Below are 18,992 nucleotides of genomic sequence, written 5' to 3'. Positions count from 1 at the left end.
GAAACTATTAAACATAGTTTCTGTTTTTCATTTCACCTCACAACAGTAAGATTTTTTATACTGTTTGCATGATAAATAAATTCCTTGTAAAAAAACACCGCTCATTTATTTCTTATACTCGTAATAAAATAAATAGAATGATTCATAGCCAATAATCATGTTTAAATTTATGAAAAAGGGAGGTAACGGAATGGACCGAAGCAATTCAAATCATACATATAACGGACCTTCCAAAGCACTGCCTCTCTCCCTATTCGACGTAAAAAATGAATTAAAACAAAAAAGCAAGCTTATTCCTTCTGACACCATGTATAAATTAACGAAAGAAGAACAACTCATCATCAACAAAATAAAAATACAAACAGAACAGCTAAATAAAAATAATGTTACAAGAACACGCGCATACTACCAATTTTACATTCAATATCCAGAAATACATTGGGCACTGCTTGGACATATGGTATCACGTAACGGCGGTTGGAATATGACTGATTTAAAGGGGGATTTATATACGAGAATTTTATCAGAGAAAGATCAATTCATATTTTTTTCTTTTTTAGAAAGAGGGAATTGGCTTATTTTCCAAGATGTATACCCTCAATTTTTACTTTACGAACAAAGTGTAAAGAGATCACAAAAGTTATTTCACCTTCTTTCTCACCTAAATGTTTCTACATTTATGGAAACGATGTGGAACCATTTTTGGAAAACAGGTAACAAAAAAACTTTAGCGATTGCAACTATTATTAATGAACAAAACTACTTAGAAAAAAGAGTGATTCAAAATGTACAATTTAAAAAGACTGTACTAAATAGTATTGGATTTAAACTCTTTGATTTCTTTCAGTTTAATCATATTCTTTTCCCATTCTACGAAAATGATAAGAAACAAAAAGTATTACTATTTGGTGATACAATGAAACATTTCACTTCCTTACATGAACGGATATTAATCGGAAAAAGATTGTACTCATTATTATTTCGAGATACACATGTTTTATCTCAAATAATAAGCTGGGCTCAACACCATCCACATACAGGATCTAGGAAAGATTACTGGCCCCATTTATTTTCAAGTGTAAATGAATCTTTTTCCCGTGAGTTTTATAAGCGCCGAATTAAGAAATGCCAGTTACGAAATGGCGCTTATCGTATATACAGCCCTGCACTCATCTATGCATGGCGAGATATGAAGCATGAAGAAGTTGACAGTGAAGATTGGTTTACCGATTGGCAAGTTGTAAATTACTTAGTTGATAAGGAGGAAAATATAAATGGACAAATTACAGAAGACTACTGCAAAACACTCGAAAAAATTGAAATCGCCATTCTCGCAAAGAAAAATGTCCTCCTCCGAGAAGAAGAATGAGTTTCTAGCATTAGTAGTTACAATCTTTCTCTCTTCTATTATTGCAACTTGCTTAGATGCCTTTTTTGTTCATAAACAAATATATTCCTTTCCGGCTAGGCCCTTCTCATCCACATTTTCGGTTAATATAGCTTTTACATTGTTCGTACTGCCGATTTTAACAGTTATCTTTATACACATTTCAAAAAAATTATCTAAAGTTTCTAGAATTTCATTTATTATTTCAATCGGTATTTGTGCTAGCCTTTTTGAACAGATTGCTGAAAGTTTAGGTTTATTTGTACATAGTGCGAATTGGAACCATACATATTCTTTATTTGGTTATATAATTTTTCATTCTTTTATTTGGAACGTATATAATTGGATAAAAAAATAAAGAGACCATTATAGGTCTCTTCTTACGCATACTCTTCCGTTATTACTAATGGTGTCAATGTTTGAAGGCTTTTAGAGCGTAAACGATAGGCAACGACTTTCTTCTTATATTGCTTAATGACATCAACATGTTCCTCATAGCTATATAGCGAAAATTTAATCTCTTTACTCCCTTTCTTCGTATCAATGACTATTGGTGTCCCTTCTCCGTGCGGCGGGAAATAATGTTTATCTAAAAACAACGCCTCATTAAATTCATGAATAACTTGTAGTTTCATTTCTCCCTCTATATTTTTTCCATCTATCGATATAGAAGTATTTTCCGCCTCAAGCTTTTGATGCAATTCAAATCTACTAATAATTGATTCTACAACAGAAGTGGGCATGCTAGAAACTAATACTTTAATAGCTCCAAAAACAAATAATGTAACTATAAACCATGTTGTCATTGTTATCATCTCCATTACATTTAAAAAATAAATTTCGTTCCATACGGTATTAGTATACTAATAAGTATTCCAGTTACAATCATCGTTACCGAACCGATAGTCGCTTCTTTCTCGCCTTCTTTCACTAAACGACTCACACCGATAATATGTGATGCACAGCCCATTCCAACTCCTTTTCCAATCGTACTTGTTATACGGAAAAACTTAAGTACTGTTGGTCCGATCATAGCACCTGTTATTCCTGCAACAACTACAAAACTAGAAGTCATAGATGGAATACCACCAATTTGATCCGCTAATGATAGGGCAATAGGCATCGTTGCTAACTGTGGTAAAGTAGTTAATATAAGTTCCTTATCTATATTTAAAATTCCGCCAATCACTACATTCATACTCGTTACAGCCACTATACCTATCACTACTCCAATAAGTATCGATAAAAAATTTTTCATAAGTATCTTTCGCTCTTTAAATAGAGGTATGGCTAATGCTACAATTGCAGGGCTCAATAAGCTTGAAAGAATGTCTCCTCCATTTTCCCTATACTCATGATGAGAAATACCAAAAATGAAAAATAAACAAATCATAATTGCCGTAACTGTTAACACCGGTAACGTAAATGCAAACGTAAATTTTTCATATAGCTTTGTCGCCAAGAAATAAATTGCTACAGTAATAATAATTAAGACCATTTGAATCGTGCACCTTGTCGATTTTATTTTTTTGTTGTTATTAATAATTGACTTATATACCCTGAAACAATCAAAGTTACTACAGTACTTGCAACTACTAAAAGGAATATAATACTCCCCTTACTGAAAAGAAAAGACCCGTATTCCATCAGCCCTGTTGTCGAAGGGATTAAAAATAACGGTAAAAATACGATTAACTTTTCCGCACCTAACTCAAACCATTTTAACGGTAAAATGCGAGTGGAAAGGAGCAGGAACAGCATTAACATCCCTATTAAACTTCCTGGCATTGATAGATGGAATACTCCTTGAATCCACGTACCCACTAGGCTAAATACATATAGCACGCCTACTTGAAGTAAAAGCGTCACGTACTTCATTTCTTTCCCTCATTTCACTATCACACATCCATATTATGAAATCTCATGTAGCGTGTCGGCAAACCGTTTAATTCCAAGTTGAATTTGTTCTATATTCGCTCTACCAAACGTAAATCGTATATATTCATTTTTCGAACCTAAAACACTGCCCGGAACAAATGCGACACCATTCCGTATAGATTCACCTAATAAGTGATATTCATCAAACTTTCCTTTCACTTTACACCATACATGTATTCCACCCTCTGGCACGAAACATTCAACTCGGTCTCCCAATGTTCCTTCAAGCTCTGCAATTAATTCATCTCTTCTTTGCTTCAATTGTCCACGAAGTATCGTAATATGTGTATGAAAATCCTTTGATTCTAAAAATTGATTTGCTACCCACTGCGTAAATACACTATGGCCAAAATCAACTTGTTGCTTTGCATCTGCTAAACGCTCAATTACACGTGTAGGACCAATTATCCATCCAATACGTAATCCTGATGCAACAATTTTTGATAATGAACTTATATAAAGAACATTTCCATTTTGGTCCATTGATTTTAATGTCGGGTTCACTTCTCCATTAAAAGAAATTAAACTATACGGATCATCTTCTACAATTGGTATACCGAACTCAGAAGACAGTTCTAAAATTTTTTTACGTCTCGCTAATGAAAGCACAGTACCTGTTGGATTTTGATAATCTGGATTCAAAAATACCATACGAATGCGATGCTTTTTGTGCAAATCTATTAAGTCATCTGGATTCATTCCATGCTCATCAACAGGTAAATGAAATATGTTTAAACCGGCCGATTTAAACATTGGAAGCGAAAAACAATATGACGGATCTTCAATCGCAATCGCATCGCCAGGTTTTAATAAACATTGAACGATAAGATTAAGCGCCTGTTGTGCTCCTGACGTAATAAGAATAGAGCTTGAATCTGCTTCAATTTGTTTATATTGCTGAACATGTGCTGCAATTGTTTTTCTCAACATCTCATTTCCAAGTGGATGGTCATAGCCGAGGTTTTCCATAAATGTTTTCTCCGACAAAATTGTTCGAAATCTATCACTTGGAATTAATTCTGGTGACAGTTCACCACTTGCTAAATTAATTAAATCATCTTTTTGTGTTTCCGTTCGAATTTGTTGAACGAGTGGTACGTTAGGTAAGAACGATCCATCCTCCACGTACCTACCCCAGTTCGGTATTCGTTTATGTGAGACACCCCATATATCTGTATTGACCCGTGTTCCGCTTCCCTTTTGTCGTTCTACTACTCCAAGTGATTTTAATTCTTCATACGCAGCTACTATTGTACTCCGGTTCACCTGTAATTTCTTTGCTAACATACGCTCAGAAGGTAACTTACTATCAGAAGGAAATTCACCTGAAGAAATGCCTCTTTCAATATAATCCGCAATTTGTTTATATACAGGTGTCTTATCTGCACGATTTGGTTTCCATTCCATCTAGTTTCCTCCTTTCAAAACGAACTATCCTCATTTTTTACTAACAGTATTCACCGTAAAAATAGTATTAATTAGTCACATTTTCTTATCCGTAAATGGATATATCCAAAATGGTTCTCTTTCTGATTACTCAATAGCTTCTGAAATTCCAACTTCATACTCTCATTTCAATTCTTTTACAAACTATTAAATCATTACCGCGTACCATGTTACCCCGGCCAGTAGAACAAAAAGAAGAAGAATATAGATTGCAGATAAGTTTTTCACATTTCTTTTTGTAGACTTACCGTAATTCTCCTCCACGTTTCTTGCAACTAGTACAGTCCCAAATAGCGATACAATTACAATAATAACGACTAGTGAAATTGCAAAACTCATTGTCTTTTCACCTCTCTAAGACCCATCTATTTTAATTAAAGAACTTACATAAAAACCTTCCTCTTTAAAACGTCGATAACATACTACCTTTCTTCTCTTATCATAATAGATGTTTACAAAAAGCGGACCAACCACTTTCATGTTTTTTTGCTCATCCACTTAAAAAATAAAAAGCAACTGATCACTTAGGACCAGTTGCTTTTTTCACACGATAATTTTTCATTTAAAATTAATTCGATTTAAAAGTTTCGCCTTTTCATAATGAAACATCGACTGAGATAACTCAAAAATTGTTCCATTTACAAGATACACTGTATTTTCAATAAGAAGCGCCGGATCACCTTCATTTAATTCTAAAAGCTGTGCATTTTCTTTATTTACTTTTTCACAACTAATAACTTTATTAGCAAAACCAATATTTAATCGTAAATCTTCAATGAAATAACTGTATACAGAGCTTAATGCTATTTCTTCGTTCAAATATGGAATAATATCCTTTTTGAAATAACTTACTTCAATAGAGAATGGTTTAGCATCTACAATTCTTAAGCGCTTCAAAAAATACAACCTAGTTCCAGCTTCGCATTGCATCCGCTTTGCTATCTCTTCGTCCGCATCTATTACTTCCAGCTCTAACACTTTCGTTTCAATATTTTGTGAAACAAGATTTTTCGTTAATCCACGTAAACTTCCTAAATTAATGTAATCTGTTACAGAAGTTTCGCGTAAAAACATGCCACTACCTTGCACTTGAAAAATATAACCTCTATTCACAAGCTGACTAATTACTTTACGTATCGTATTACGGCTTACTTCAAATCGATTCATCAACGCTTCTTCTGTAGGTAGTTTTTTCGTTTCATTAAAAAGCCCATCTCGAATGTTTTGCTCTAACACATCTGCAATTTGTTTATACTTTGCACTCATACACTTTCTCCTAAAATACGCTTTTATCTGTTATAACTCTTCCCCTCTCGTTTCGACCACACGTTTATACCAATGAAACGAAAGTTTCTTCTTACGTTTTAAGTTATCATTATGATCGACAAAAATAAAGCCATATTGCTTTTTATATCCATTTAACCAACTTAAAAGATCAATCACTGACCATGCATAATAACCTTTTAAGTTAATTCCCTCTTCAATTGCACGCTTCATTACTTTTAAATGCGCTTCAATAAATTTAATTCTCGGAACATCTACAATTTCTCCGTCAATGATTGGATCTTCATCACCAAGTCCATTTTCCGTTACATACATCTTTATGTCACCGTAACGCGCTTTCAACATATGCAATCCCTCTAAGAAACCTTCGGGAGATATTTCCCATCCCCATTTTGTATATGTTTTATCATCCATTTTAACTGTTCGATAAAAACCATCAAAAGAAGGGTTACCTGGAGCAAGCGTTGAGTTTTCTCGAGAATGTTCCTCACTCTTTATATCCATATCGTATCTTTCTACTCGTATTGGTTGATAATAATTCAAGCCAATAAAATCATTTTCTTCTGCATTTTGTTTAATGATTTCTAATTCTTCAACCGTCCAATTAGGAGTCCATCCTTTTTCCTTTAATTGTTGTACAACATAAGACGGATACTCGCCTTTTAAAATTGGATCATAATACCAATACGTTTCATATTCATTCGCATGATTTGCTGCTTGTATATTTTCTTTTTGATCATCCACACTATAAGCTGGTAAGAAAACATGTGTAATCCCAATCTCCCCATATTGTTTCAGCTGCTTGTACACCGCAACTGTTTTCGCGTGTGCATAAAATACATAATGAGTCGCTTGAAAATACTTTGGAACATCATTTTGTATTCCTGGTGGATGTGCACCTTTTAAATAACCTAATCCACAAAACATTACGGTCTCATTAAAAGTAATCCAATGCTTAACTCTGTCACCAAATGCCTTAAAACAAGTTTCTGCATATTTTACGAAAGCCTCTGCTGTTCTTTTATTCGTCCATCCACCATCTTTTTCTAACGGTAATGGTAAATCCCAATGATATAAAGTGACAAACGGCACAATCCCGTATTTTAAACATTCATCAATTAAGTTGTTATAAAATTCAATCCCTTTTTCATTTACCTTTCCATCTCCAGTCGGCAATATTCTCGCCCAAGAAATAGAAAAACGATACGATTCTAATCCCATCTCAGCCATTAAGCGAACATCTTCCTTATATCGATGATAATGATCAACAGCTATATCACCATTTGTTCCATTGTATGTTTTGCCAGGAATTTTTGAAAACTCGTCCCAATTCGTAACACCTTTTCCATCTTCATTCCATGCACCTTCTACTTGATAAGAAGCTGAAGCAGCTCCGAATAAAAAATCATGTGGAAACTTCATAGTATATACCTCCATTTCATTACAACAAATCAAATTCAATCATACATATAAAATTTATAGGTACAAATTTTATATGTATGATTATATCTTATGTTTTTATTTTTTTCTATTATAAAAGTACAATTTATATTGTTGGTTATTGGAAAAGAAATAAGAAGCGATATATTTTATCGCTTCTCACTCTCACCATCTTTATTCTTTTATTAATGACTTATTCGCTCTTATAACTTCTTGATACAATAATGGTGACCACTTTTCATTTATGTAGTCTTGAATTACCCAGCCTACTCTCGCAGGATTCTTTTGTTTTATATGGTTTGCAATTTCAGGATTTATATAAGAGGCATAGTAATATGGACTATTCCATGCTGTACCACCAGAAGACAAGCTTGTAAAATTTATATATAGATGATTTAAATCCTCGCTATTGTTCATCGTTTCATTCATTGTATCTTTAATAGATTTTACTTTCTCATCATAACTCACTTTATATTTATCTTGTACTGTTACATTTACATTTTGATTTACAGTTGTGGTAAACGTCTCATTATCTGGCCAATAAAAATTATTATATCCTCCAGATTCATTACTACCACTATATCTTTTTAGTAGTACAATTTTCCCACGAGCATCTCCAAGTTTTATATTTCCTTCTGTTTTTAAAAAGATAGGATCAACAAAATAATTTTTTTCAAACGTACTACTAAATGAATCTTCTGCCCCTTTCATATCCTCATACTCTTTTTTTAAAGACATAATAATCGTTTCACTCGGGTTATCTCTTAAAAATTGTTTCGCTTCGTTTATGAATTCATGCAGTGTTACATAAAGATATAATGGCCCATGATGAAGAACTATTGTATTATCATCTGTTAAACGTCCTCTTATATCAAAAATGCGAGCTCCATGGTCCATTTGATAGCGAAAATCATATTCTTGCGTCATTCCCCATACTTGCTTAATCGGATTTTGCAACTTGAACGTCCCACTATCGTGTGTTCCTGGAATTGAAATTCGTGCTAACGGGATATTATCAGGTATAGGTTGCATCCATTTCGACCAATTTTCAAGCTCATTAACAGAGCTAGCTGCAACTACTTGCTTATCATGTAAAGCAAATACAAATGTGATAAATATCGTACTACATATGAATAATTTCAAAATTAACTTCTTATTGCTCATTATTATCCCTCTCTTTTTCTGTTTTTATATCAAACTTATTGAATATAATATAAGCTAGTTCAGAAAAAATAAATAACATTTCATCAATATGAAATATTGCATAGAAGTAAAGTTAAAAAATCATTCACATATACTAAATTAGAAAAATTTAAAGGAACTTCATCTGAAGTTCCTTTTACTTATTTTATGTTCAATACGTATGAACCATCTGTATTCTCATATTTATAGACGTATAAATAATATTTACCTGGCTTTGCATTATAAGTTCCTTTAACTACATTGCCTTCATTTTCACCATATGCTACATAGTTATTTAAATCTGATTCATGATGAAGTACCCATGTCATTCCGATATTTTGTTCATTTAGTAGAGAAATATTAATATTTTCCGGCGAGTCAATTTGGAAAGTAAATACATCTACTCTATCACTATTATGTAGCATTCCTTTCACCGGTGTATGAAAGTTAACTTTATTTGCCTGTCTAGGCTCATTATTTGGTTCATTTTCTGTTACTTGTAATTCATTCCCACCGTTTGGTTTTCTTTGTTCATAGCCTAAGTTTACTAGTATAGACTTCAAATCTGGTAAAACACCAATTTTATCTGCATATGGATCTTTAGATTTTGTTCCTGTGCTCTGGTTGCTTAATATTGCTCTTAGTTCACTAGGTCTATATGGTTGTCCTAAATTTTCTTTAGCAATGCTTTGTACTAAAGTCGCTGCCCCAGCAATAATTGGCGAAGCACTAGATGTTCCGCTAAAGCTTGAAGTATAAAGATTTACAGCACTTCTACTTTGTTCAGCTGTAGTTGTATCTACATTTTCTCCCCATCCGTACACATCAATACGGCTTCCATAATTCGAAAACCACATACGTTCATGAGGGAAAGATGAAGAGCCAGCGCCTACCATAATTGCACCCGAATCTTTAAAATCTTTACTATTACGATTTAAGACTTGCTTACCTTTTCTATCTTTGAACTGGTCTAAATCATTCCACCCATTTGCTCCAGCCTCTATAATTACAATCCCTTTATCTGTACCAGCACGAATTGCATCAAAGATATCTGGTTGTACTTCAACAGGTAAATATTTATCACCATATCCATCGAAAGATGCTTGCGCCTCTAACAATAAAACATCCCCAGCTTCTAACTGATTTACAGCGCTTAATATTGCATCAGCCGTATTATACTGTCCGTTATCTCTTATTTGAGAGATAACCTTTGCTTTCGCTTTTGGCGCAATCCCAATATTCCCGACTTCATTGTCCTCAGAGGATACAATTCCTAGTACAGACGTCCCATGACCGACATGCTGATCTATATTTCTTCCAGACATTAATTCAATATTTTGATGTAATAAATCCTCATGATTTAATAGCCATCCGTATTCCATATCAACAAAAGTGATACCATTTCCATTACCGCCTTGAATTTCCCAGGCGAAAGGCGCATTAATACCGTATGGGGCCGCTTCAAGATAACCTTGCTTTTTAAATCTAGGATTGTTACTAGGATTAAGAGCTACACTTGATGATTGCACTTCAGGTGGCATTATTTTCTCTTTTCTCTTCATATATGCATCTTCTATTAAAGAAGATGCCTTTAACTTATCTACTATTTCTTCTTCATACCCACTATTTTGATTTTGAAGAATATAGTAGTTTAATAAACTTGTAGATACATGATTAGGTGCTTTCACTTCAAGGTTTTGTATTTGTTCCGGGCTTACAGATGTGAATAAACGAGTAAATGTTACATCTGGATATTCTGTCAAAAGATCTTTTATTACTTTATCATTCGTTTGAGATTGTATTTGTTTTTCAATACCATCTTCATATGGCAAATCCAAATCCGCTTTAAATTTTACAATGATTTGCTTATCTGTTTCTTGTTCTATCCCTGATTTAATCTGCTGTTCTATAGAATCAGCATGTACACTATTGATAGTACCTCCTGTTCCTAAAAGTGCTGTAATGATTACAGTTGACGCACACATTTTTTGAAATATTTTCATTCCATTAATCCTCCTATTAATAATTAATTATTATATTAATCTATAATGATTTTATTTCTATAACGTATTCCCTTTCTACTAAATAGATTATAGTAATCAGAAATATGAACTTCAATGTATTTTCATATGCAATATTTCATATTCGGACTCTACACTACACGAATATGAAACTTATAGTGATTATTTATTTTATATGTGCTAATATACTTACATTAATATATTACGCATATACACATTCCAAACTACATTACTTAATAGTTTCACCTTAATTTTTTCTTAGGAGGATTTACAATGAAATTACTAAAACTAAAACATATAATCCCTTTATCTGCAGCTGCAATTACATTCGTATGTAGTCAAAGCACAGCTGAAGCTTCTACCATTCATACAGTAAAAAAGAACGATACACTTTGGGGCATTAGTAAACAATACGGAGTTTCAATACAATCCATTAAACAGGCTAATAATAAAGGAAACGATCAAACCTTTATTGGCGAACAGTTACATATTCCAGGGTCCGTGAAATCAAATGAAATCACTGTCCCTCAAAACGCCAAGCCAGCGAACATTTCTGGACAAATTATTTATCAAGTACAACCGGGAGATTCATTAGAAACGATAGCAAGGCGTTACAATGTCACTGTCCAATCTATAAAACAAATGAACAATACAGTCGGAAACAAGCTTTATACAGGACAACATTTAAAAATCAACTCAACCATTTCACAAAAAGAAAAAAACTTAATGGCACGCTTAGTTACTGCTGAAGCAGGTGGCGAATCGTATAAAGGAAAAGTAGCAGTAGCGAAAGTTATACTAAATCGTGTAAATGCAAAAGGTTTTCCAAATACAATAACAGGCGTTATTTATGAACCTATTAAATACGGATATGCATTTACTCCTGTTACAGATGGAAGAATTAATCAGCCTGCAAGCGCAGAAGCAAAAATGGCTGTAGAAGAGGCTATCTCCACAAATGGAGTACATTCTGACTGGCTTTATTTCTACAATCCAAAAACATCAACAGACAAGTGGATTACGACACGTCAAACAGTAGCAGTAATTGGTAACCATGTGTTTGCTAAATAAGATTTAAAATCATTAACAGACCTCTTCACTTAAAAGGTCTGTTTTTTTCTATGTAAGATGTTATTAATCATATGACATAGTTATTTTTCAAACTATTTTTTCTTTCAAATAAAAATTTTTGTATTTACTCCACCACTCGTAGAAATTAATAAAGCATCAAGTTCAAAAACTCCCACTTTATTAATAAAAGCTATTTCTTAACTTCATAAAATTGTTATACACTAGAAAAATAAAAAACAAACTATTCGTTAGCAGGTGGAAGAATATGTATGATGTTACGATTATCGGCGCTGGAGTAAGTAGCATTTTTATGGCTTATTCACTAGCTAAAAGTAACAAAAAAGTTTTAATTCTTGATAAAGGTAAAGCGCTAGAAGATCGCCATTGTCCTTTAGACGAAGGAAAAGTGTGTAATTGTACTACATGTGATAAATATTTCGGGTTTGGTGGTTTAGGCAAATCTGAAGGGAAATTTAATTATACAAACGGATTTGGCGGAGAACTTGAGAAAAAAGTCGGTAAAGAGGGTTTTATACAACTCATGGCTGAAGTAGATGAAATTCTATGTCAGTTTGGTGGAAGTTCGGTTTCAAAATATTCTACTGAAAATTCAAGTCTCACTAAGAGAGCTGAAGCGTGTGGTTTACAAATGCTAACAACAGAAGTAAGACATCTTGGTACTACACTTTCCAGTAACATTTTTCAGCAGCTCTATGAATTTTTACTGACGAAAATAAAGATCCAATTTCATATAGATGTACAACATATTCTGAAACAGGAAGATCATTTTACAATAGAGACAAATCAAGGAACAGTTCAAACTAAGCAACTAGTATTAGCAACTGGGCGCTCTGGAGCCGATTGGTTAAAAGAAATGTGCAGTTCCCTAAATATTTCTCAGGAGCAAACACGTGTAGATTTAGGAATTAGAGTAGAAATGAAAGAACATCAATTACGCTCTATATTAAAAGATACTTTTGAAACAAAACTTTCTTATCAAGGTGAGCATTTCATAGCAACTACTTACTGTATGAATCCAAAAGGACTCATCATTCGAAAGTACGAAGAAGGTTTAGTTATGCCTGACGGTCAAAATTTTCGAGAGCAAGGAACTGGCACTTCTAACTTAAATTTCACTTTATTTATTCCTCGCTATTTTCCAACTCTCAAAGAAGCAAATGTATACGCAAGTTCAATTATTCAAGGCATTAACCAAGGACGAGATCGGATTGTTATACAGCGCTTAGAGGACTTACTAAAGAAACAACCTACGGTGGAAAACAGCATGGAACATAATCGTATACAACCTACACTACAGGGAGATTATGGAGATTTGAATCAAGAAATTCCTCAATTATATATTGAAGGGCTAAAAGAATTTTTATTAGGTTTAGAACAATTTATACAAGAGCCTATCGATCAACATACTTTACTATATGGAATTGATGGAAAGTTCTATGCTCCTACGATAAAAATTAATAATCATTTTGAAACTAGTGTACATGGGCTATTTTTAATTGGAGATTGTTCAGGCGTTACGCATTCATTATCTCAAGCAGCTGCAAGTGGTCTGTATGTTGGAAAGTACTTATCTGACATTTAATTTTTATCATTAAGATGTCAATCAAATATTTTCAATTTCAAAATACTTTACTTATATAGTAAAAGTATATTAATAAGTCTCCTACCCTTCACGGCTAATGATTAACAGACAAAAGATTTTGATTTTACAAAATACATATGTAATATAACTGTATATTTAAAACGGTTGACATTCAATTCTAATAAATTGAATGTCAACCGTTTTAAAAGTCTCTATCCATTTTCACTTTTATTTGTTCGATATTTTGTAACATCATCATAGTGTTTAATATGGTAGGATGTCTATAAGTCAATTTCACTACAACTATGACTTGTTCTGCCCGTTTCTCAAAAAGAGTTATATTTATGCTACTACGCTTTAAAAAACCCCATTATATATATGAATACTTCAAATTATTCCCTTTAGAAAACAAAATCTAAATGGTTCATCACACTCTAATAGTTATAAAAACATAATATATAACTTTAGTTAAATAAATTATATAAAGAAGGTGTAAAAATGAAGAACAAAATAAATTTACAAATACAAAATATAAGTTTTGTTATAATAATGGGTTTAGCAGTATGGTTAAAAACATATCTTATTACGCGATTCAGTTTTGATTTAAAAATCGAGTCTTCGATGCAAGAGCTCATTTTGTTTATTAGCCCTCTAGCCGCATCATTAGCATTTGTTGGATTAGCATTATTTGCAACTGGTGAAAAGCGAAATTATATAGCGCTCTGTATTAATTTCTTATTAACAATCGTGCTTGTTGGAAATGTAATGTTCTATGATTTTTATAATGATTTCGTTACATTACCAGTACTTGGACAAACCTCAAACTTTGGCCAATTAGGCGGCAGTATTATAGAAATATTAAACTACAAAATTATACTCGCATTCGTAGACATTGTTTTCTTCTTTATTTTATTAAAAAAGAAATCATTGGTCTTTAAAACAGAACGTGTAACTCATTCTACGCGCTTGTTATACTTTCTTTTAACGATTGGTGTATTCTTTGCGAATCTACATCTTGCAGAAAAAGAGCGCCCTGAATTATTAACAAGATCATTCGACCGAGTCATGCTTGTCAAAAATTTAGGCTTATATACTCACCAAGTATATGACTTAACACTGCAAGTAAAAGCTGGGTCACAAAAAGCACTTGCTGATAGTAGTAAATTACAAGAAACTGAAAACTACGTAAAAGCAAATCAAAGCGAGCCAAACCCTAATATGTTTGGTGCAGCGAAAGGAAAAAACGTAATTGTCGTCACTCTTGAATCCTTGCAGACCTTCTTAATAGGCGCATCAGTGAACGGGCAAGAAGTTACACCATTCCTAAATGAATTCATAAATGAAAGTTATTACTTTGATAACTTTTTCCATCAAACTGGTCAAGGGAAAACATCTGATTCTGAATTTCTAATCGATACGTCGTTGTATCCATTAAATCGAGGAGCTGTATTCTTTACACACGGTAACAATGATTATACTGCAACTCCAGAAATTTTACGTCAGCAAGGTTATTTCACTTCTGTATTTCATGCGAATAACGCAACATTTTGGAATCGTAATATTATGTACTCCGCTCTTGGTTATGACCGTTACTATAATGAACTTGATTACAAAATCACGCCAGAAACAAATTTAAATTGGGGATTAAAAGATATCGAATACTTTGATCAATCAGTAGATATATTAAAAACTGTTAATCAACCATTCTATGCTCGTTTCCTTACTTTAACAAACCATTATCCATTTACGTATGATGAAGATACAAAATTCATTGAACCATACAACTCTGGTAATGGCGTATTTGATCGTTACATCGTAACAGCACGTTACTTAGACGAATCCATTAAAAAATTTATTGACCGTCTAAAGGCCGAGGGGCTTTACGATAATTCTATTATTGTGTTATACGGTGATCATTATGGCATTTCCGAAAAACATAATCGTGCAATGGCACAGTTTTTAGAAAAAGATCAAATAACAGAATTTGATACTTTAAATTTACAACGTACACCTTTATATATTCATATTCCTGGACAAACAGAAGGTCAAACTATTTCAAAGCCTACGGGACAAATCGATATGAAACCTACTATTCTAAATTTATTAGGTGTTGATTCTACGAATGATATCCGTTTTGGCCATGATATGTTTTCAGATGAATATACTGGCTTTGTTGTTTTACGTGATGGTAGCTTCGTTACAGATAAGTATGCATACAAAAACAACACTTTCTACGACCGTATAACAGGTGAAATTGTAGATTTACCAAAAAAAGAAGCTCAAGCCCTCATTAAACGTGCACAAAATGAATTACGAATGTCTGACAAAATTATTGAAGGCGATTTATTACGTTTCTCAGAAAGTAATAAAATTAAAACTGGCGAAGTACAAACTAAAATTAAAGAAACAGAAAAATAATCTATATGAAAAAGGAGCAACTTATTACAGTTGCTCCTTTTTACTTTCTTATAACACATCAGGTTTTTTATTCTACGCTTGTTTCTAAAACTACATCCGCAAAAGTATTATCATCACCTATATTTAAAATCACTTCACATTGACGCAATCTCAATTCAAAGAGCATGATAGAATCGTGATAGATTTCAGGATTTGATTTCATCTTATGTAATATCTCTTGTTTTTCTTGTATTTCTAAATGCGTGTTTTCTACAGCTTGCTTTAAGGAGTTAAATGGATTCCTAAAGAATATATTAATATCTCGCTCTTGTGTGTTTTCAAACAGCTCAAATTGCAAGAAAAATTTCTTCATAATAGAAGCCGTTACTTCAGTATAATCTTCATTTTCTACATACTGTTTGTATTTGTTATATAGCATAGATTTATTTTTAGGAAGAACTCCAAATAATTTACCAGCACTTTTCAGTAAAAATTGTGCTGGCGTAAATCGACGTAAAATATTTACTTCATCCATTTGTATTCTAGTCGTCATCCTGTCAGTATCTCTGCGCCAGTCATCAAGTACTTTAAAGTCACATTCTAACTGTATTCTATTTTCTCCAAATAGTGAATTAAGCCCTTCACTAAGTTCTTCTAAATATGTTTGACTTTGAAGAAGCTCATTATTAGAAGTTGCAATCCAATTTTGCATAGAAAGAGCCAGATTAGGTAAAACAGTTTGTTCTAAATATTTATGCACTCTTTCATTCATTGCTTTATTTAGTTCCGTATCCATGTGCCCGAAATCACTTTCTTCACTAATTAAATTAGAACAGCTCTTTAATATCTTCGGAATATTTTCAGTAAGATCATTTGTAATTTCAGTCTTCATTGAACGATATGATTGTGTAATGAAATGAATTTTTTCCCTCTCAAATGTAGTAAGGTTATTAATGCTACCGTTTAGTTTCACTAGCATATCTTCATTCCAATTAATAGCATCCACCAGATTATTTTCTTTCTCAACACGTTTATCCAAAAGATATGTAATTGTTTTTCGAATGAAAAATAATAACTTTTCAGTACGTTCTGCATCGATATTTTTATGATTAAAGTTAAAATGAATAAACTCAGTTAAATCATTTAATTGTTGACTACTTGTATATAACGAGGAATAAGGGACAATTCTCGCATACGGGAAATATGTGTTTATTCTCGTTGCCGTATCATGTAATACCCTTTTCACTTCTGCTTCACTGTAAATGTTATCGATTTTATTTAATAAGAAATGAATTTGTAAATTTGGCGTATGCTCTTGAATACTTAATAGAATGTCACGTTCTTTATCAGTAAAAGGTGAATCCGCATTCAATACGAACAGTAATTCGTCTACAGAATTTAAATATTCGAATATCTCATCTCTAGTGTCGTTATTCCTATTAAAGCCAGGTGTCACTACAAATGTAAGTTTATTTTCATTTAAAAATCTACATGGTAATTTAAATTCAACACACGCTCTATCTCTATATGTTTGATAGTGCTGAGACATCATATTATGGTAATCAGAGACATCTTCCGTTGTTGTAATTGCTGAGTCTGTTATAGCGTTTATTTCTATATGAGCATCATTTTTTAAAACTACTACATTTGAAATTGATTTTTCTAATATATTTTCTCCTAATATAGAGTTAATAAATGTAGTTTTTCCGCTCCCTGAAGTTCCCGTTACTAAAATACGATTTGTTCTTAAATCTGCGAGCTCGTCAACTAACCATTTAAATCGGTGACCTATTTCTATATTCTGCTTTTGTGCCCACTGTGTAATAGATTCAAAAAGGTGTAAGCTGTACTCTAAGCCATTTACATGATTAATAGAATGTGACAGTAAGTTTTCCGCATGTTCTATATTTGCTGAATCTATTTTGGAAGGGAAAATCTCATCCCATGCCAATACAGCTGCAGATGGAAATACAGCATAAGATGGATTGACTACCTTTAACCAATTTGCTAACAGATTTGGAATGATATCGTTTAATTGTCTAAGCGTATATTGACCTTGAATTAATGCAAAGTACGTTTCTTCGTAAAGAGCAGAAACTTTGTTCCATATATCGGACGAATGTATTTCAATATGTAAGAAAAATTCATTTATTGTGTTAAGCCACAATAAGTAATTTTTTTCATTTTTATAACTGTTCCAGAGTGATGAAACCATTTGCGTAAATTGTACTTGATCTACATTATTTAATGTAGCTAATGCATCATAAAAATAGTCTGGTGAAATATGTTTAGTAAACCCTTTATCGATATATCCTTTTAACACCTCAAACCAAGGATACGATTCTATGCGAATTAACTCATTCACAGCAAGCTCTACTGCACTATCAAAATCTTGCTGTTCCTCATAAAAGGAACGGGCAATTTTTGTGACATTCGGATAATCAGGATTTAAAGAAACTGCTTCTTTAATAACACCGAAAGCTGAGTCAAAATTATTTTGCTCAATGTAAAGAGAAAGTAATTGTAGTCTAATTTCGGTCATCAATATTTTATTATCAGTAGTAATAGAAGTATAAATATTTTCAGCAAATGATAACTGATTCAGTTCGAAATAAGCATCCGCAATATTTTTTTGTGCCCATGGTGCTAATTCATTACTAACCTTCTCCCATTTAAAAATAGCTGCTTCAAAATCTTGATGACGATAATAAAATTCACCTTGTGCAAAACGAATATAAGACCCATCAGAAATCTCATTTTTTTCTTCGTTTACATAAGCTTGTCCAAGTACGTCAAGAGTTGGTTTTGTTTCATTCTCCATTAGGAATGTTTCATAATACATCTTTTTTATTAATTGTTTTTCTAATCTCATCTTTTCCCCCACTATATCTTGAAAATACATTTTTAAGATATGTCAATACTTTTTGTATGTATGCTTTTTATCTTAACAAAGAATATCTTTTGGAAAATTTCATTTTCCTTTCATTTTTCAAGTTAGATTGAATTTTTATGAGAAAAGTTTCAGTTTTTTTTCAATTCCCTTTCAGTTATGAAACAGCATTAAATGTTCCTAATAACCTAATAACACTATAATATTCCACATTATATTATCAGGAAAACCCCATATAAACCATATTATAAAAACAATCTATATTGAATTTATATACATAATTCACTGTGCTGTCAAACAAAAAAACAACAATAGGAGCCGACAGCTATTCAT

The 18,992-nt window shown here is 32.5% G+C and carries 15 protein-coding genes; 5 read left to right on the top strand and 10 right to left on the bottom strand.

The annotated features are described in order from the left end of the window. The first annotated feature begins 190 nt into the window (after positions 1–190). Positions 191–1,369 carry a DUF2515 domain-containing protein gene (locus HMAS_RS05785; protein ID WP_025709012.1) on the top strand — a complete coding sequence of 393 codons (1,179 nt, stop codon included), beginning with the start codon at positions 191–193 and terminating at the stop codon, positions 1,367–1,369. After that, positions 1,344–1,745 (top strand): CBO0543 family protein, encoded by a 402-nt coding sequence (locus HMAS_RS05780; RefSeq protein WP_033667178.1) that lies wholly within the window; start codon positions 1,344–1,346, stop codon positions 1,743–1,745. Before HMAS_RS05785 ends, HMAS_RS05780 begins: the two co-directional genes overlap by 26 nt. 22 nt (positions 1,746–1,767) lie before the next feature. On the opposite strand, the gene HMAS_RS05775 is transcribed toward HMAS_RS05780, so the two are convergent. From HMAS_RS05775 to HMAS_RS05735, 9 genes are all read right to left on the bottom strand, one after another. Next, a complete protein-coding gene (locus tag HMAS_RS05775; RefSeq protein WP_025709013.1) occupies positions 1,768–2,193 on the bottom strand; it encodes a YfmQ family protein in 426 nt (141 codons plus the stop codon). A gap of 20 nt (positions 2,194–2,213) precedes the next feature. Continuing rightward, positions 2,214–2,885: an LrgB family protein gene (locus HMAS_RS05770; protein ID WP_025709015.1), complete on the bottom strand. Its 672-nt coding sequence runs from the start codon at positions 2,883–2,885 to the stop codon at positions 2,214–2,216. A 23-nt stretch (positions 2,886–2,908) separates the two neighbouring features. Next, positions 2,909–3,265, bottom strand: a complete 357-nt coding sequence (locus tag HMAS_RS05765; RefSeq protein ID WP_000878492.1) for a CidA/LrgA family holin-like protein — start codon at positions 3,263–3,265, stop codon at positions 2,909–2,911. Positions 3,266–3,298: 33 nt separating this feature from the next. Further along, positions 3,299–4,732: a PLP-dependent aminotransferase family protein gene (locus HMAS_RS05760; protein WP_016123267.1), complete on the bottom strand. Its 1,434-nt coding sequence runs from the start codon at positions 4,730–4,732 to the stop codon at positions 3,299–3,301. Between the two features lie 186 nt (positions 4,733–4,918). Next, entirely contained in the window at positions 4,919–5,110 is a 192-nt protein-coding gene (locus tag HMAS_RS05755; protein ID WP_000006458.1) for a hypothetical protein, read from the bottom strand. A gap of 219 nt (positions 5,111–5,329) precedes the next feature. Next, positions 5,330–6,037 (bottom strand): GntR family transcriptional regulator, encoded by a 708-nt coding sequence (locus HMAS_RS05750; RefSeq protein WP_116344715.1) that lies wholly within the window; start codon positions 6,035–6,037, stop codon positions 5,330–5,332. 30 nt (positions 6,038–6,067) lie between these two features. Further along, positions 6,068–7,477 (bottom strand): glycoside hydrolase family 1 protein, encoded by a 1,410-nt coding sequence (locus HMAS_RS05745; RefSeq protein ID WP_025709019.1) that lies wholly within the window; start codon positions 7,475–7,477, stop codon positions 6,068–6,070. Between the two features lie 192 nt (positions 7,478–7,669). After that, complete coding sequence (plcA, locus tag HMAS_RS05740; RefSeq protein WP_000066288.1) at positions 7,670–8,659, bottom strand: phosphatidylinositol diacylglycerol-lyase; 990 nt, start codon at positions 8,657–8,659, stop codon at positions 7,670–7,672. 179 nt (positions 8,660–8,838) lie between these two features. After that, positions 8,839–10,680 (bottom strand): S8 family peptidase, encoded by a 1,842-nt coding sequence (locus tag HMAS_RS05735; RefSeq protein ID WP_025709022.1) that lies wholly within the window; start codon positions 10,678–10,680, stop codon positions 8,839–8,841. A 291-nt stretch (positions 10,681–10,971) separates the two neighbouring features. Here HMAS_RS05735 and HMAS_RS05730 point away from each other — a divergent pair, with 291 nt between their 5' ends. From HMAS_RS05730 to HMAS_RS05715, 3 genes are all read left to right on the top strand, one after another. Next, positions 10,972–11,769: a cell wall hydrolase gene (locus HMAS_RS05730; protein ID WP_016123271.1), complete on the top strand. Its 798-nt coding sequence runs from the start codon at positions 10,972–10,974 to the stop codon at positions 11,767–11,769. Between the two features lie 265 nt (positions 11,770–12,034). Next, positions 12,035–13,372, top strand: coding sequence for an NAD(P)/FAD-dependent oxidoreductase (locus HMAS_RS05725; RefSeq protein ID WP_025709024.1), 1,338 nt, complete (start codon positions 12,035–12,037; stop codon positions 13,370–13,372). Positions 13,373–13,870: 498 nt separating this feature from the next. Next, positions 13,871–15,790 (top strand): LTA synthase family protein, encoded by a 1,920-nt coding sequence (locus tag HMAS_RS05715; RefSeq protein ID WP_025709025.1) that lies wholly within the window; start codon positions 13,871–13,873, stop codon positions 15,788–15,790. A gap of 67 nt (positions 15,791–15,857) precedes the next feature. Here HMAS_RS05715 and HMAS_RS05710 read toward each other — a convergent pair whose 3' ends face one another. Further along, positions 15,858–18,641: a dynamin family protein gene (locus HMAS_RS05710; protein ID WP_001235312.1), complete on the bottom strand. Its 2,784-nt coding sequence runs from the start codon at positions 18,639–18,641 to the stop codon at positions 15,858–15,860. Between the last annotated feature and the right edge of the window lie 351 nt (positions 18,642–18,992).

It is taken from the genome of Bacillus sp. HMA207 (assembly GCF_003402455.1).
In the GTDB taxonomy this organism is placed as follows: Bacteria; Bacillota; Bacilli; order Bacillales; family Bacillaceae_G; genus Bacillus_A; species Bacillus_A cereus.
This window is presented reverse-complemented; position numbering and strand designations above follow the sequence as displayed.

What these genes read in the sequence shown, in the direction of transcription:
- HMAS_RS05710 (WP_001235312.1), bottom strand. Translation starts at nt 18,641, where the DNA reads ATGAGATTAGAAAAACAATTAATAAAAAAGATGTATTATGAAACATTC.
- HMAS_RS05770 (WP_025709015.1), bottom strand. Translation starts at nt 2,885, where the DNA reads ATGGTCTTAATTATTATTACTGTAGCAATTTATTTCTTGGCGACAAAG.
- HMAS_RS05765 (WP_000878492.1), bottom strand. Translation starts at nt 3,265, where the DNA reads ATGAAGTACGTGACGCTTTTACTTCAAGTAGGCGTGCTATATGTATTT.
- HMAS_RS05750 (WP_116344715.1), bottom strand. Translation starts at nt 6,037, where the DNA reads ATGAGTGCAAAGTATAAACAAATTGCAGATGTGTTAGAGCAAAACATT.
- HMAS_RS05745 (WP_025709019.1), bottom strand. Translation starts at nt 7,477, where the DNA reads ATGAAGTTTCCACATGATTTTTTATTCGGAGCTGCTTCAGCTTCTTAT.
- HMAS_RS05735 (WP_025709022.1), bottom strand. Translation starts at nt 10,680, where the DNA reads ATGAAAATATTTCAAAAAATGTGTGCGTCAACTGTAATCATTACAGCA.
- HMAS_RS05730 (WP_016123271.1), top strand. Translation starts at nt 10,972, where the DNA reads ATGAAATTACTAAAACTAAAACATATAATCCCTTTATCTGCAGCTGCA.
- HMAS_RS05755 (WP_000006458.1), bottom strand. Translation starts at nt 5,110, where the DNA reads ATGAGTTTTGCAATTTCACTAGTCGTTATTATTGTAATTGTATCGCTA.
- HMAS_RS05780 (WP_033667178.1), top strand. Translation starts at nt 1,344, where the DNA reads ATGTCCTCCTCCGAGAAGAAGAATGAGTTTCTAGCATTAGTAGTTACA.
- HMAS_RS05715 (WP_025709025.1), top strand. Translation starts at nt 13,871, where the DNA reads ATGAAGAACAAAATAAATTTACAAATACAAAATATAAGTTTTGTTATA.
- HMAS_RS05760 (WP_016123267.1), bottom strand. Translation starts at nt 4,732, where the DNA reads ATGGAATGGAAACCAAATCGTGCAGATAAGACACCTGTATATAAACAA.
- HMAS_RS05725 (WP_025709024.1), top strand. Translation starts at nt 12,035, where the DNA reads ATGTATGATGTTACGATTATCGGCGCTGGAGTAAGTAGCATTTTTATG.
- HMAS_RS05785 (WP_025709012.1), top strand. Translation starts at nt 191, where the DNA reads ATGGACCGAAGCAATTCAAATCATACATATAACGGACCTTCCAAAGCA.
- HMAS_RS05775 (WP_025709013.1), bottom strand. Translation starts at nt 2,193, where the DNA reads ATGACAACATGGTTTATAGTTACATTATTTGTTTTTGGAGCTATTAAA.
- plcA (WP_000066288.1), bottom strand. Translation starts at nt 8,659, where the DNA reads ATGAGCAATAAGAAGTTAATTTTGAAATTATTCATATGTAGTACGATA.